At 73.3% G+C, this 14401-nt stretch carries 13 protein-coding genes and 1 rRNA gene; 2 read left to right on the plus strand and 12 right to left on the minus strand.

The genetic code is table 11. The features are described from left to right. Nucleotides 1-103: 103 nt before the first annotated feature. From xerD to ACQSSQ_RS11240, 11 genes are all read right to left on the minus strand, one after another. Nucleotides 104-1042, minus strand: a complete 939-nt coding sequence (gene xerD / locus ACQSSQ_RS11190; RefSeq protein ID WP_431327160.1) for a site-specific tyrosine recombinase XerD — start codon at nucleotides 1040-1042, stop codon at nucleotides 104-106. Continuing rightward, nucleotides 1039-2157, minus strand: coding sequence for an alanine dehydrogenase (ald, locus tag ACQSSQ_RS11195; RefSeq protein ID WP_431327161.1), 1119 nt, complete (start codon nucleotides 2155-2157; stop codon nucleotides 1039-1041). The genes xerD and ald overlap by 4 nt, the downstream gene beginning before the upstream one ends. Before the next feature lie 53 nt (nucleotides 2158-2210). Beyond that, entirely contained in the window at nucleotides 2211-2849 is a 639-nt protein-coding gene (locus ACQSSQ_RS11200) for an NUDIX domain-containing protein (protein ID WP_431327162.1), read from the minus strand. Further along, nucleotides 2846-4528, minus strand: coding sequence for a CTP synthase (gene pyrG, locus ACQSSQ_RS11205; RefSeq protein ID WP_431327163.1), 1683 nt, complete (start codon nucleotides 4526-4528; stop codon nucleotides 2846-2848). Before pyrG ends, ACQSSQ_RS11200 begins: the two co-directional genes overlap by 4 nt. A gap of 205 nt (nucleotides 4529-4733) precedes the next feature. Further along, entirely contained in the window at nucleotides 4734-5630 is an 897-nt protein-coding gene (locus tag ACQSSQ_RS11210) for a copper transporter (protein WP_431327164.1), read from the minus strand. Then, complete coding sequence (gene steA, locus ACQSSQ_RS11215; protein WP_431327165.1) at nucleotides 5630-6796, minus strand: putative cytokinetic ring protein SteA; 1167 nt, start codon at nucleotides 6794-6796, stop codon at nucleotides 5630-5632. Before steA ends, ACQSSQ_RS11210 begins: the two co-directional genes overlap by 1 nt. Nucleotides 6797-6889: 93 nt before the next feature. Further along, nucleotides 6890-8593 (minus strand): DNA repair protein RecN, encoded by a 1704-nt coding sequence (recN, locus tag ACQSSQ_RS11220; protein WP_431327166.1) that lies wholly within the window; start codon nucleotides 8591-8593, stop codon nucleotides 6890-6892. Between the two features lie 7 nt (nucleotides 8594-8600). Continuing rightward, a complete protein-coding gene (locus ACQSSQ_RS11225; RefSeq protein ID WP_431327167.1) occupies nucleotides 8601-9584 on the minus strand; it encodes an NAD kinase in 984 nt (327 codons plus the stop codon). After that, nucleotides 9581-10414 carry a TlyA family RNA methyltransferase gene (locus ACQSSQ_RS11230; protein ID WP_431327168.1) on the minus strand — a complete coding sequence of 278 codons (834 nt, stop codon included), beginning with the start codon at nucleotides 10412-10414 and terminating at the stop codon, nucleotides 9581-9583. Before ACQSSQ_RS11230 ends, ACQSSQ_RS11225 begins: the two co-directional genes overlap by 4 nt. Continuing rightward, nucleotides 10411-10710 (minus strand): hypothetical protein, encoded by a 300-nt coding sequence (locus ACQSSQ_RS11235; RefSeq protein WP_431327169.1) that lies wholly within the window; start codon nucleotides 10708-10710, stop codon nucleotides 10411-10413. Before ACQSSQ_RS11235 ends, ACQSSQ_RS11230 begins: the two co-directional genes overlap by 4 nt. 28 nt (nucleotides 10711-10738) lie before the next feature. Continuing rightward, a complete protein-coding gene (locus ACQSSQ_RS11240; protein WP_431327170.1) occupies nucleotides 10739-11863 on the minus strand; it encodes an HAD-IIA family hydrolase in 1125 nt (374 codons plus the stop codon). Nucleotides 11864-11907: 44 nt separating this feature from the next. Here ACQSSQ_RS11240 and ACQSSQ_RS11245 point away from each other — a divergent pair, with 44 nt between their 5' ends. Both ACQSSQ_RS11245 and ACQSSQ_RS11250 read left to right on the plus strand, forming a co-directional pair. Then, nucleotides 11908-13008, plus strand: a complete 1101-nt coding sequence (locus ACQSSQ_RS11245) for a DUF1015 family protein (RefSeq protein WP_431327171.1) — start codon at nucleotides 11908-11910, stop codon at nucleotides 13006-13008. A 178-nt stretch (nucleotides 13009-13186) separates the two neighbouring features. After that, nucleotides 13187-14128: a patatin-like phospholipase family protein gene (locus ACQSSQ_RS11250; RefSeq protein WP_431327172.1), complete on the plus strand. Its 942-nt coding sequence runs from the start codon at nucleotides 13187-13189 to the stop codon at nucleotides 14126-14128. A gap of 77 nt (nucleotides 14129-14205) precedes the next feature. Here ACQSSQ_RS11250 and rrf read toward each other — a convergent pair. Then, nucleotides 14206-14322 (minus strand): 5S ribosomal RNA (gene rrf, locus ACQSSQ_RS11255). Between the last annotated feature and the right edge of the window lie 79 nt (nucleotides 14323-14401).

Below are 14401 nucleotides of genomic sequence, written 5' to 3' on the forward strand. Positions count from 1 at the left end.
CCGTGGCTGTGCTTGTCCCACGCTGGGACTGGTTGGACTGTACCAAGTCGACAAGTCTCCACCTCGACGCCGCGCGGGGTGTCGTGGACGGGAGGGACGGGGCTCACGCGAGCGCGCGAGGGTGCGCCGTCGCGTACACCTCGCGGAGCTTGTCGATCGTGACCAGCGTGTAGACCTGCGTCGTGGTCACCGACGCGTGCCCGAGCAGCTCCTGGACGACGCGGACGTCGGCGCCGCCGTCGAGCAGGTGGGTCGCGTACGAGTGCCGGAGCGTGTGCGGCGAGACGTCCGCCGTGATGCCGGCCCGCTCGGCCGCCTTCGCGAGCACGGCCCACGCGCTCTGCCGCGACAACCGGCCACCGCGCGAGTTGAGGAACACCGCTCCCCCGGTCGTCCGGGCGCTCACCAGGCCGGGACGCGCGGTCTCGAGGTACGCGCGTACGGCCTCGCGCGCGAACCTCCCGACCGGCACGACCCGCTGCTTGCCGCCCTTGCCGCGCAGCAGCACCTCTCCCGACTCGAGATCGAGGTCGTCGACGTCGAGCCCGACCGCCTCCGAGATCCGCGCGCCGGTGCCGTACAGCACCTCCAGCAGCGCCCGGTCGCGGACCGCCAGCGCGGTGCCGGCCGAGCCCGCGGACTCCAGCAGCGCCTCGACCTCGTCCACCGCGAGCGCCTTCGGGAGCCGGCGCGGCGGGGCCGGCGGCTTCACGTCCGCAGCGGCGTCGCGTCCGACCACGCCCTCGCGTACGGCGAACTTGTGCAGCCCGCGGGCCGCCACCAGCGTCCGCGCCGCGCTCGGGGCGCTCAGCGGCTGGTGGTCCTCGTCGCCCTCGCGCAGCGCCGCGAGGAAGTCAGTGACGTCGGCCTCGGCGACCTCGTCGAGCGAGCCGATGCCCCGGTCGTGGAGGTAGGCGGCGTAGCGGCGCAGGTCGCGACGGTAGGAGGTGAGGGTGTTCAGGGCGAGGCCGCGCTCTACCCCGAGGTGGCTGAGGTACTCGTCGACGAGCCGGCCGACGTCGCTCCGACCGCCTTCGCTCACGAAGCGCCCACGACGTCGTCCGGTGAGACGTACGCCATCGCGTGCGCCTCCGCGACGCCCTCGTTGGTGACGGCCCCGTCGTGGACGTTGAGCCCGGCGCGCAGGGCCGGGTCGAGCCGCAGCGCCTCCCGCCAGCCGTTCTCGGCCAGCGCCAGGACGTACGGCAGCGTGACGTTGGTCAGCGCGTACGTCGACGTGTGCGGCACCGCGCCCGGCATGTTGGCGACGCAGTAGAAGACGGAGCGTTCCACGAGGAACGTCGGCTCGACGTGCGTCGTCGGCCGGGAGTCCTCGAAGCAGCCACCCTGGTCGATCGCGATGTCGACGAGCACGCTCCCCGGGCGCATCGTCGCCACCATCTCGTGGGTGACCAGGTGCGGCGCCTTCGCGCCGGGGACGAGCACGGCGCCGACCACGAGGTCGGCCTCGGCGACGGCGCCCTCGATCTGGTAGCGGTTGGAGGCGACCGTCTGGAGCCGTCCCCCGAACTCCGCGTCGAGCTGGCGCAGCCGCCCGACGTTGATGTCGAACAGCGAGACCCGGGCGCCCATCCCGAGCGCCACGGCGGCCGCGTTGCGACCCGAGACCCCGCCTCCGAGGACCACGACGTCGGCTGGGTGCACTCCCGGAACGCCGCCCATGAGCACGCCCCGGCCCTCCGGTGCGAGCAGGTGGTAGGCGCCGACCTGGGAGGCGAGCCGCCCCGCGACCTCGCTCATCGGGGCCAGCAGCGGCAGTGCCCGATCGGGTGTCTGCACCGTCTCGTACGCGATCGCCGTCGTCCCCGACTCCAGGAGGGCGTCGGTGCACTCACGCGACGCGGCGAGGTGCAGGTAGGTGAACAGCACCTGGTCGCGGCGCAGTCGCGCGTACTCCTCGGGGATCGGCTCCTTCACCTTGAGGAGCAGGTCGGCCGCGGCCCAGACGTCGTCGGCACCCGGAAGGATGTCGGCACCGGCGCGGACGAACTCGTCGTCGGAGATCGACGACCCCTCGCCCGCTCCCGCCTCGACGAGCACCTCGTGCCCCGCGTCGCGGAGCTCGCGCACGCCCGCAGGGGTGATCGCGACGCGGTACTCGTGGACCTTGACCTCGCGTGGGACGCCGACCTTCATCGTGCTCTCCTCCCGCGCGACCGCTCGTGACGGGCGCGCCGACACAGCCGATCCTAGGCCGAGGCACCCCCGCCTGCGCGAACTTGACACGCCAGCAGGCCCGCGACGGCCAGGGAGTTGGTGATGCGGCCGTCGAGCACCGCGGCGACGGCGTCGGCGAGCGGCACCCACACGGCGGTCATGTCCGCCTCCTCGTCGAGGCGCTCCGTCCGGGCGTCGTCGGCCACCGGCTCCAGGCCCTGGGCGAGGTAGACCTCGACGCGCTCGTCGGTGAACCCGGGCGACGAGCGCAGGCTCACCAGGTGCGACCACTGCGCCGCGACGAGGTCCGTCTCCTCGGCGAGCTCGCGGGCCGCCGCGTCCTGCGCCGGCTCACCCTCGACGTCCAGGAGCCCGGCCGGCAGCTCGACGAGCCGCTGGCGGACCGGGTGACGGTACTGCTCGAGCAGCAGCACGCGCTCCTGCTCGTCCAGGACCACGACGCCGACCGCGTCCGCGTGCCGGACGGTGGTGCGGTGGATCGTGCCGTCCTGCGGCGTCGCGACCTCGTCCAGGACGACGTCGACGAACGACGACGCGTACGGGGTCTCGCTCGCACGGACGGTCCAGGACTCCGACCGGTCGCCGAGCCGCTCCCCCGCGCCGAGGAGCAGCCCAGGCAGCGTCGGGTGGGCGACCCGCGCGCCGCTCACGCGGTCGCTTCGGCCGGGTGGCGTCGCAGCCCCGACTCGTCGACCGGGAGCCGCAGCTCGCGCTGCCGGTCGAGGGCGGCGCCGACCAGCCCCGCGAAGAGCGGGTGCGGACGCGTCGGGCGCGACCGCAGCTCCGGGTGCGCCTGGGTGCCGACGTAGTACGGGTGCACCTCGCGCGGCAGCTCCACGAACTCGACGAGGTGGTTGTCCGGCGAGACGCCCGAGAACGTCAGCCCGGCCTTCTCGAGCGCGTCGCGGTAGCCGTTGTTCACCTCGTAGCGGTGCCGGTGGCGCTCCTCGACCTCCGTGGCGCCGTACGCCTGCGCGACCACGGAGCCCGGGGTCAGCCGAGCGGTGTAGAGGCCGAGCCGCATCGTGCCGCCCAGGTCGCCCGCACCCTCGACGTACGCCTCCTGCTCGGCCATCGTCGCGATCACCGGGTGCTCGGTCGCGGGATCGAACTCCGTCGAGCTGGCGTCGGGGATGCCGCCGAGCTCGCGGGCGTACTCGATCACCATGCACTGCAGCCCGAGGCACAGGCCCAGGGTCGGGACCTGGTGCTCGCGGGTCCAGGTGAGCGCGCCGAGCTTGCCCTCGATGCCGCGGATGCCGAACCCGCCCGGGACGCAGACCGCGTCGACGTCGGACAGCCACTGCTGTGCCCCGGCCGGCGTCGCGCACTCGTCGGACGGGACCCACTTCACGCGCACCTTCGCGTCGTGCTGGAAGCCGCCGGCCCGCAGCGCCTCCACGACCGACAGGTACGCGTCGGGAAGGTCGACGTACTTGCCGACGAGGGCGACGGTGACCTCCTCCTCCGGCTCGTGGACCCTCCGCAGGAGCTGGTCCCACTGGGTCCAGTCGACGTCACGGAAGGGCAGGTCGAGACGGCGCACGACGTACGCGTCGAGGCCCTCGGTGTGCAGCACCTTCGGGATGTCGTAGATCGACGGCGCGTCGATCGCGTTCACGACCGCCTCGGCGTCCACGTCGCACATGAGCGAGATCTTGCGCTTGACGCTGGCCGGGATCTCCCGGTCGGAGCGGCACACGATCGCGTCGGGCTGGATGCCGATCGAGCGCAGCGCGGCGACCGAGTGCTGCGTCGGCTTGGTCTTGAGCTCGCCGGACGGGCCGATGTAGGGGACGAGCGAGACGTGCAGGAAGAAGCAGTTGTCGCGCCCGATCTCGTGGCGCACCTGACGCGCCGACTCGAGGAAGGGCTGGGACTCGATGTCGCCGACCGTGCCGCCGATCTCGTGGATGACCACGTCGACGTCCGGGCCGCCCATCGAGAGCATCCGGTCCTTGATCTCGTTGGTGATGTGCGGGATCACCTGGACGGTGTCGCCGAGGTAGTCGCCGCGGCGCTCGCGCGCGATCACGTCGGAGTAGACCTGGCCCGTCGTCACGTTCGCGCGGCCGACGAGGTCCTCGTCGAGGAAGCGCTCGTAGTGGCCGATGTCGAGGTCCGTCTCCGCACCGTCGTTGGTGACGAACACCTCGCCGTGCTGGAACGGGTTCATGGTGCCCGGGTCGACGTTGAGGTACGGGTCGAGCTTCTGCATCGTGACCCGCAGCCCGCGGGACTTGAGGAGCCGGCCCAGGCTGGACGCCGTGAGCCCCTTGCCGAGGGAGGAAGCCACGCCGCCGGTGACGAAGACGTGCTTGGTGGGCACCGAGTTTGCCAAGAGAACTCCCGTGATCGTGTGTGTCGCCGCGTTGTCGCCAGGTCGGCCTCGGGAGGCATCTGACGTCGTGCGGCACGTCAGTGGAACACAGGCGGGTCAGTGCACATGTTCACGGGATTTCACCCTATCAAGGTCCGCCAACGACGCGAGCCACCGTGCGGCGTGGCGTCGGTGCGACCTGGGACACGGTCGGTCAGCCGAGCGGCGGAAGTGCGCCGTCGACCGCTCCCGATGTCCCGAAATGTCCGGTCTTTCCCGTGCTCTCCTGCTGGAGGGCCGCGACCAGGACGACGTCACCGAACGGGACGCCCGCGACGTCTGCCGTCGAGACCTTCTCGGCGTCGGCCGAGTCGCGGACGGCCTCGACGGCGCCGTCCGGGGCGCCCGATCCCACCGGACCGACGACCAGGGTGCCGACGCCCGCGGCGTCGATCCCGGACGCCAACGTTGCGACGAGCTCTCCCCGGCCGCTCTCGAAGTCCGGGTCCTTTCCCGTCACGACCACCGTCAGCTGCGCACGGTCGGTCGGTGCCTGCGGCGCCGTCACCAGCTTCGCCTCCACCAGCGCGGACACGATGGTCTGCGCCGTCGCGTCGACCGGCGTCGTGGCCTTCGCCGCGAGCCCGCGCCCGAGCGCTGCGGCGACGACCTCGTAGTTGCTGAGCCCGTCGGTGGGCGTGTCGGCGACACCCTTGAGGGTCTGCTGGGCGACGCCCACCGTGAACTGGCGGTCAGCCGGGTCGAGGAGCCGGTCGGTGAGGCCGACCGTGCCGACGACGGTCGCGCCCGCGGCCCGCAGCGCGGTGTCGACGCTCTCCACCGTCGCGTCCCCGGCGCCCGGGAGGGCGACGATCGTGACGGACTTCCCGGTGAGGCGGCCGGCGAGCGGGGTGGCGCCGAGCTGTTCGCGGTACGCGTCGGCAAGGCCACGCGCCGCGGTGTCCTCCGGCGTCTCCTCCACGACCCGCGTCCCCTCGGCAGCGGCCGGCTCGGCGTCGGCGCCGTCCAGCACCCCGGCGCCGAGCGCGACGCCACCAGCAACCGCGAGGATGAGAGCAGCGACGGCGACGAGCAACGAGCGTGCGGGCATCAGCCTCGGACTTCCTGGATCGTGGTGGAGATCCAGTCGCGCGCGGAGTCGAACCACTCCTCGCCGACCGGAGTCGTCGCGATCGCCGCACCGAGCGCGACCACGGCGACGAGCAGGATCAGGAGCACCTGGAGCCAGGTGAACCGTGGCCGGTGCAGCCCGGTGATCGCCTTGGCGTCCACGAGCTTGGCGCCCAGCCGCAGCCGGGTCAGGTAGCGGGTCGCGCCGCCGGAGCGTGCCGAGTCGAGGAACTCCTCCAGCGTGCCGAAGCCACCGACCGTCACGACCACCCGCGCACCGCGGGCGTCAGCGAGCAGTAGGGCCGCCTCCTCCGAGCCGCTGGTCCCCGGGAACTCGACCGAGGTCCGCTGCAGCCGCTCGAGGCGCTCCTCCAGCTCGGCGTGGCGGCGCGACGCCGTGACGACGATCTCGCCGGCGGCGCGCAGCGTGCGGTCGCTCATCTGGCCGATGTCCCCGACCACGACGGCTGGCTCGTAGCCCGCGACCATCAACGCGTCCGCGCCGGAGTCCACGCCGACGAGCACCGGCTTGCGCTCCTTGAGGTAGCGCTTCATCGCCTTGATCTCCGCGCGCGCGTCCGCGCCCGGGAGGACGACGACGACCTCCTTGCCCTCGAGGTCGGTGGCGAGGTCGGGCACGCCGACGCCCTCGAGGAGCAGCGCGTGCTCGCGTCGCAGGTACTCGCCGCTGTTGGCCGCAAGGGTCTCGAGCTGCACGGACATGCCGTTGCGGCCGCGCGACAGCATCTCGTCGACCAGCGCCTCGTCCACCAGGGTGCCCTCGACGACGGGCTCTCCCCCGCGGACGAGGGTCGCCCCGTCCAGCCCGACCTTCTCCCCGTCCTTGACGACGCTCAGCAGGTCGGGCCCGACGGCGTCGAGAAGCGGGACGCCGGCCCGTACGAGGACCTGGGGGCCGAGGTTCGGGTAGCGCCCCGTGCTCGAGGCAGCGACGTTCACGACCGCGGCGGCGCCGCGCTCGCGAAGCTCCTCGGCGGTGCTGCGGTCGAGATCGGGAAGGTCGACGACGGCGACGTCGCCGGCGCGGACGCGTCTCACGTCGCGCGGGCTGCGCACGACACGCACCGACCCCATGACGTCGAGCTCGGTGTCGCGGGCCGTTCGGCGAAGATTCAGCAGGCTCACCGTCGTCATGCTGCCACCGGATCCGCTGGGATCGGCGCACCCGACGGGGCGTGGCGTGTCCGGTTCTCGCGCGCGATGTCCGGATCGGGCGGCTCAGCGCAGCGCGCGGTCCTCCGCGGCGAGATCGACCAGCTCACGCGCGTGCGCCTCGGCCGTCGCCGACCCCTCGAGCCCGGCGAGCATGCGCGACAGCTCCGCCACCCGGGCGTCGTCGTCCAGCAGCCCGACCCCGCTCGTCGTGACGGTGCCGTCGTCGGACTTGAGCACGTGGTAGTGCCGGTCCCCGAACGCCGCCACCTGCGGCAGGTGGGTGACCACGAGGACCTGGGCGTTGGCCGCGAGCCGGGCGAGCCGTCGTCCGACCTCGATCGCCGCGCGTCCGCCGATCCCGGCGTCGACCTCGTCGAAGACGAACGTCGGCACGCTGGCGCGGTCGGCCAGCACCACCTCGAGCGCGAGCATGACCCGGGAGAGCTCGCCCCCGCTCGCACCCTTGGCGAGCGGGCGGGGAGCCGCGCCGGCGTTCGCGGCGAGCAGCATCTCGACCGCGTCGACGCCGTCGGGACCGAGGTCGGCCGCCTCAGGCGACGCCGGCGCCTCGACCTCGACCTCGATCCGCGCGTGCGGCATCGCGAGCGCCTCCAGCTCGGCACCGACCTCGGCGGCGAGCCGTACGGCGGACTCCCGTCGCCGCTCGGTGATCCCCGCCGCCTGCTCGAGGAGATCGCGCTCGAGGGCGTCGATCTCGTCGCGCAGCTCGGCGATCCGGCCGTCGTCGCCCTGCAGCGTGGTCGCCCGGACCTGCGCCTCCTCGGCCCAGCGGAGCACGTCGGCGAGCTCGGGACCGTACTTGCGGGTCAGCCCGGCGAGCGCGGCCCGGCGCTCGGAGACCGCCGCCAGCCGGGCCGGGTCGACCTCGACCCCGTCGGAGTACGACGCCAGCTCCGCCGCGACGTCGCTGACGGTGAAGCGCACCTCGTCGAGCCGGCGCGCCTGCGCGTCCAGCGCGGGGTCGTGCTCACGGACCCCCTCGAGCAGCGCGCTCGCCCGTCCCAGGAGGTCGAGGACGTCCGCAGCGTCGTCGGTGTCGGAGAGGAGGCCGTGCGCCTGGGCCGCGGCGAGCACCAGCGACTCGGCGTGCGCGAGCCGTCCTTCTTCGACACGCAAGGCGTCGTCCTCGCCCTCCTCCGGCGCCACGGCCGCGATCTCGTCGAGCCCGAACAGCAGGACGTCGAGCTCGCGGGCGCGCTCCTGGCTCGCCGACGTCAGCTCGTCGAGCGTCCGGCGCGCCTCCAGCAGCCGTGCGTACGCCGGCCGGTAGGCGTCGAGCAGCCCCTCGACGTCGCCGAAGCGGTCGAGCGCCTCGCGCTGGGCCCCGGTGCGCAGCAGCCGGTGCTGGTCGGACTGGCCGTGCACCGCGACGAGCTGCTCGCTGAGCCGCGCCAGCATTCCCGCGGGGACCGACGCGCCGCCGAGGTACGCGCGCGACCGCCCGTCCTTGCCGATGGTGCGGGCCAGGACCAGCGCGTCGCCGTCGGTCTCCGCGGGGGTCTCCTCGAGGACCGCGCGTACGGCGGGGAGCGCGCCCACGTCGACGGTCGCCTCGACGCGGAGCCGGTCGGCGCCGTGCCGCACCAGTCCCGCATCCGCCCGCGCCCCGCGGAGGAGCCCGAGGGCGGTGACGACCATGGTCTTGCCGGCGCCGGTCTCGCCGGTGATCACCGTCAGTCCCGGACCGAGCTCGAGCTCGGCGTCGGCGATCACGCCCAGCGACGACAGCCGGATCTCCTGCCACACGGCAGCCTCACCCCTCCTCGGGTCGGACGTCGTCGGCGGAGCCGCGCCGGTCCTCCGCCGTCATGCGGTGCGCGGCGGCGCCGCGCCAGCCGCTGACCGGCAGGTCGAACTTGCGGACCAGCCGGTCCGTGAACGGCGCCTGGTGGAGCCGGGCAAGGCGGATGTGCTTCTCCCCCTGCCGCACCTCGACGCGTGCGCCCGGCGGCAGGTCGTACGTCCGCCGTCCGTCGCACCACAGCACCCCCGACGCCGGCGCCTCGGGGATCACCTGGATCGAGAGCAGCGATGTCGGCGACACCACCATCGGCCGGGCGAACAGCGCGTGCGCGCTGATCGGCACCATCAGCAGCGCCTGCACCTCGGGCCAGACCACCGGGCCGCCGGCACTGAAGTTGTACGCCGTGGAGCCGGTCGGCGTCGCGCAGACGACGCCGTCGCACCCCCAGCGGGAGACGGGCCGGTCGTCGATCGCCACCACGACCTCGAGCATCCGCTCGCGGGACGCCTTCTCGACGGCGGCCTCGTTGAGCGCCCAGCTGCGGGCGACCTCCTGGTCGTCGACGAAGACGCGCGCGTCGACGGTCATGCGCTCCTCGACGGTGTACTGGCGCTCGACCACCCTGCGGACGGTGTAGTCGAGGTCGTCCACGTCGGCCTCCGCGAGGAACCCGACGTGGCCGAGGTTGACGCCGACCAGCGGCGTCCCGCACTCGCGGACCAGCTCGGCCGCGCGCAGCAGCGTGCCGTCGCCGCCGAAGACGACCGCGAGCTCGCACCCGCGCCCTGCCGCCGGCTCGACCGGCACGACCTCCGCGTCGGGGAGCCCCCAGCGCTCGAGCGCCGGCGCGTCCTCGGTGACGACCCGCACCGCGATGCCCTCCGAGACCATCGCGCGGGCGAACTCGGCGGCGACCTTGCTCGCCTCGTCGCGGCCGGTGTGGGCGAGGATCAGCACGCGTCGCCCACTGCTCATCGATGGCGCAGTGCTCACTGGTGCTCCCGTCCGTTCGGCGACCCCAGCGGACCCGCGTCCACCGCCGCGCGGACCTCGTCCTCGGCGACGGGCGGGGCGTCCCGCCGGAACCACCCAAAGTACTCGACGTTGCCGGTCGGGCCTGGCAACGGGCTGGCAGCCACCGCGCGGGTGCCCCACCCGACCGCCTCCGCAGCGCGGCACACCCCGAGGACCGCCTCGACGTGGAGCGCCGGGTCGCGGACCACGCCCTTCTTGCCGACCCGGTCCTTGCCCACCTCGAACTGCGGCTTCACCATCAGCACCATGTCGCCGCCGGCGTCGCACACCCGCGCGAGGGCGGGCATCACGAGCGTCAGCGAGATGAACGACAGGTCCGACACCACGAGGTCCACCGGACCGCCGATCGTGTCGACCTCGAGCTCCCGGACGTTGGTGCGGTCGTGGACGGCCACCCGTGGGTCCTGCTGCAGCGCCCAGACCAGCTGGCCGTAGCCGACGTCGACCGCCACGACCTCCCTGACGCCCCGCCGCAGGAGCACGTCGGTGAACCCGCCCGTCGACGCGCCGGCGTCGAGACAGCGCCTCCCGGCCACGGTGAGCCCGAGCGGTTCGAACGCCTCGAGCGCGCCGAGCAGCTTGTACGCTCCGCGCGACGCGTAGCCCGGATCGTTCTCCGCGTCCTTCACCACGACGGCCTGGTCGGTCGTCACCTGCGTCGCGGGCTTGGACGCCCTGGCGCCGTCGACGGTCACGCGCCCTGCGGCGATGAGCTCGCTGGCCTGCTCCCGCGAGCGTGCCAGCCCCCGCCGTACGAGCTCGGCGTCCAGACGGATCCGTCGGCTCACGACGAGCCGGGCCGGTCCTGGCCGGCCGTCTGCAAGACCTCGCGGAGCTTGGCGTGAACCCGCTCATACACCGCGAGGTGCTCGTCGACCGGCAGGTCCGCAAGCTTCTCGAGGTCAGCGAGCACCGCCTCGACGCGCGGGTCGGGACCCTCGTCCTCGGACGCCGCCGTCGCCTGCGGCCGCGGCGGCGGCGGCGGGCCTGGCCGCGGCCCGGGCGTCGTCGGCGGCCCCGGTCGAGGCCCGGGCGTGGGCGTCTGCGTCGGCGGCTGATCGCGCTCCGATGCGCCTTCGGTCATCTCGCGCTCCTTCGTCTCACCGGCTCGATCATCGCACTCCCCAGCCGTCGAGCGCGGCACGGATCGCGGACAGGTCGAGCCGGGCCGCGGACTCCCCTGCCACCTCGTCACGCCGGTGCCACGCGAGGGCCACCGCGGCCCGCAGGATCTCCACGGCGGCCAGGGTGTCGTCCGCTGCGCCCGCGCCGTCCACGACGAGCGCTCCGTCGTCGTACAGCACCGCGTGCCGTCCGCACCGTGCCGCGTCCGCGCCCACCTCCACCGCCGGCTGGGGCAGCGCGAGCGCCCGCAGGTCCGGCGCGACGTACGTCGGACGTGCCGGCGGCGGCGCCGAGACGACCGCGTCGAGGTCGCTGACCCCGGTCATCACGAGCAGGCTGTCGGCACCGACGTTGTTGGCGCCCTCGATGTCGGTGTCCAGGCGGTCACCGACCACGAGGGGACGCGAGCCGCCGACGCGCAGGACCGTCTCGTCGAACAGCGGAGGGTACGGCTTGCCCGCCACCTCCGGACTCCGTCCCGTCGCCGTGGCGACCGCAGCGACGAGCGTCCCGTTGCCCGGCGCGATCCCGCGTGCGGTGGGGATGGAGCCGTCGGTGTTGCTCGCCACCCACGGGATCCCGCGCGCCACCGCGTACGCGCCCTCGGCCAGCTGCGGCCACCCGAGGTCGGGCGAGAACCCCTGCACCACAGCGTCGGGCTCGTCCTCGGCCGAGGTGACCGCCACCAGGCCGTGCTCGTCGAGCGCCCTGAGCAGCCCTTCGCCGCCGACGACGAGGACCTTGGACCCCTTCGGGACGAGGCCGGCCACGAGCCGACCGGCGGCCTGCGCCGAGGTCACGACGCCGTCGTCGTCGGTCGGCATGCCGAGACCCCGCAGCTTGTCGACGACCGCCTCGGGCGTCCTGGCGGCGTTGTTGGTGACGTAGGCCAGCCGCAGTCCTGCCTCGCGCGCCTCCTCGAGACTCTGGGCGACGTGGTCGACGGCCTCCTCGCCGCGGTAGACGACGCCGTCGAGGTCGAGCATCGCCACGTCGTAGCCCTCGCGCAACGGCGTCTCGGAGGCCGCGAGGCGCAGCGTCGGGCGGCGCCGGGGGTCGGAGGACGGGGGCGGCCAGGCCGACGAGCCGGGTCTGATCGTGTGGTCGCGCATCGTCGACCAGCGTAGGGCCCGGGCGCCTGTCCTACGATGCACCGGTGGACAACGCCGCGATCCGACCGTTCCGGGCTGTGGGTTTCGCGGGCGGCACCGAGGCCGTCTCCTCCCGGACCTACGTTCCCTCCGTCAGCTGGTCGCGCGTCCCCCAGGAGCTCCCGGAGCACCACGTGCTCCGGCTCCTCGAGCCCGCGTTCCGCGACGACGACCCGTACGAGGCCGCGCGCACCGCCGCGGCCTGGCTCACGGAGGGCGTGCTCGCGGTCGACGCCGAGCCTTCCTTCTACGCGTACCGGACGGTCGACGCCGGCCGCGAGGCGGTGGGCGTCGTCGTCCTCGTCGACCTCGAGGCCGGTCGCCTGCGCCCGCACGAGGACGTGATCGCCGCGTACGCGATCCGCCAGGCCCGTCTCGCCGAGGCCACGCGTGCGCAGTGGGAGCCGATCACCGCGTACACCACCGACGAGCCCGTCGGCCCCCTTCTCGCGGCGACCCTCACGCGCCCTGCGGACCACGTCGCCCTCGACGACGCACGATCCGACGAGGTCTGGGCCATCACGGACCCCCCGACGCTCGACGCCCTCGGCGAGCGCCTGGCGGACCAGTCGCTGGTCATCGCCGACGGCCACCACCGGTACGCGGCCTGGCGCACCGCACCGGACCGCGAGGGCCGGCTGGCGCTGACACTCGTGCTCGACCCGCCCGCGCTCGACGTGGGGCCGATCCACCGCGTGGTCGCGAGGCTGGACCTCGACGACGCGCTCAAGGGACTCCCCCTGCCCGTGGTGGAGCTCGACGACGTCGACACCGCAGCCGCGTTCGTGGAGCACGGGGAGACGCGCTGCGTCCTCACCGACGGCCGGCGGTTCCTGGGCGTCAACGCGTACGAGTGCGCCCCCTGCTGGGTGGAGGACGTCTTCACCCCTCACCACGGTCTCGAGTCCGAGGCGGTCAGCTACGAGCCGGACCTCCGGATGGCTGCGCGTACGGCGGCCGTCGAGGGCGGTGTCGCCCTCCTGCTCTCGACGCCGTTGCTCGACACGGTGACGCGCGCGGCGACGACGGGCCGGCTGCTGCCGCACAAGTCGTCATGGTTCCGTCCGAAGCCGCGCGTCGGCATGGTCATGCGGCGCTGGGCGTGAACTCGGTTGCGTCACCGCGACCCCACGACTAGCGTCGTCGCGATCGTGCTCGACCGGCAGGAGGTGAGACCCATGTCCGCAGTGTCCCCAGTGGGTGCTCCCCTGCCGTCCACGATCGAGCGACCGAGGTAGTCGCCACCGGGAGCGCCCGTCTCGCACCTCGCGAAAGGCGACTCCCATGAACACCACACCTGCTTCACAGCCCCAGATCGACGCCACTCCGCGGCTGACCGCCGCCGGGGAGCACGCCTTGGTCCTCGGTGGCGGCGGATCGACCGGAAACGCCTGGCTGATCGGCGTCCTCGCCGGTCTGTACGACGCCGGGCTGGACGTCACCACCGCCGACGTCACCGTCGGAACGTCGGCCGGCTCGACGGCCGCGGCCCAGATCGCCGGCGCGTCGCCGCCGGACCTGCTCGCGGCCATCCTCGACGCGCCACCTCCACCGCGGCCGCCGTCGCACGCACACGACCGACGAGGCGCGGCCGTCAGGCCGACGCTGGACCACCTCGAGCGGACGCGGCGGATCATCGCCTCCGCAGAAGACCCGGCCGACCTGCGCCGCAGGATGGGTGCGGCGGCGATCGAGCGGGCGGCTGCCTCCGACAGGAGCACGCAGTCACGATGGCGGGCGACCGTCGCTGCACGGCTGCCGAGCCAGCAGTGGCCGCAGCGCACCGTCCTCATCACGGCTGTCGATGCCCGCACCGGTGAGCCGGTCGTGTTCGACCGCGAGAGTGGCGTCGACCTGGCGGACGCTGTCGCGGCCAGCTGTTCCAGCGGCTCCGCGTACACGATCGGGAAGGCCCAGTACATCGACGGGGGCTACCGGACCAACGCCGAGAACGCCGATCTCGCGGCGGGCTACGCACGGGTACTCGTCCTCTCGCCCTTCGGAGGCAGAACACGGACGCCGCCCGACTGGGGCCTGGACCTGGCGTCACAGGTAGCCGCGCTGCGCACTGGAGGCAGCAGGGTGGAGACGGTCGTTCCCGACAGCAGCGCCGCGCACCTGTTCGGCGCGCGCGCGATGGATGGGTCTCTGCGGCCCGACGCGGCGCAGGCCGGCCACGAGCACGGCAGGGCCGTCGCGGAGCACCTCACCGCATTCTGGCGCTGACGCAGAGGTCACTCGGGCGACAACGCAGAAATGACTGAAGGCCGTCACCACAGGTGACGGCCTTCAGCCTAAATTTTGTCCGGCGGCGTCCTACTCTCCCACACAGTCTCCCGTGCAGTACCATCGGCGCTGAAGGGCTTAACTTCCGGGTTCGGAATGTTACCGGGTGTTTCCCCTTCGCCATGGCCGCCGTAACCCTTCGGGTTACAACCCCAAAACTGAAGTATTCGGTTTTGGGTTCTGGGTTGTGATCCCAGAACCTCACAGTGGACG

This window comes from Mumia spirodelae (genome assembly GCF_050632745.1).
Classification (GTDB): Bacteria; Actinomycetota; Actinomycetes; order Propionibacteriales; family Nocardioidaceae; genus Mumia.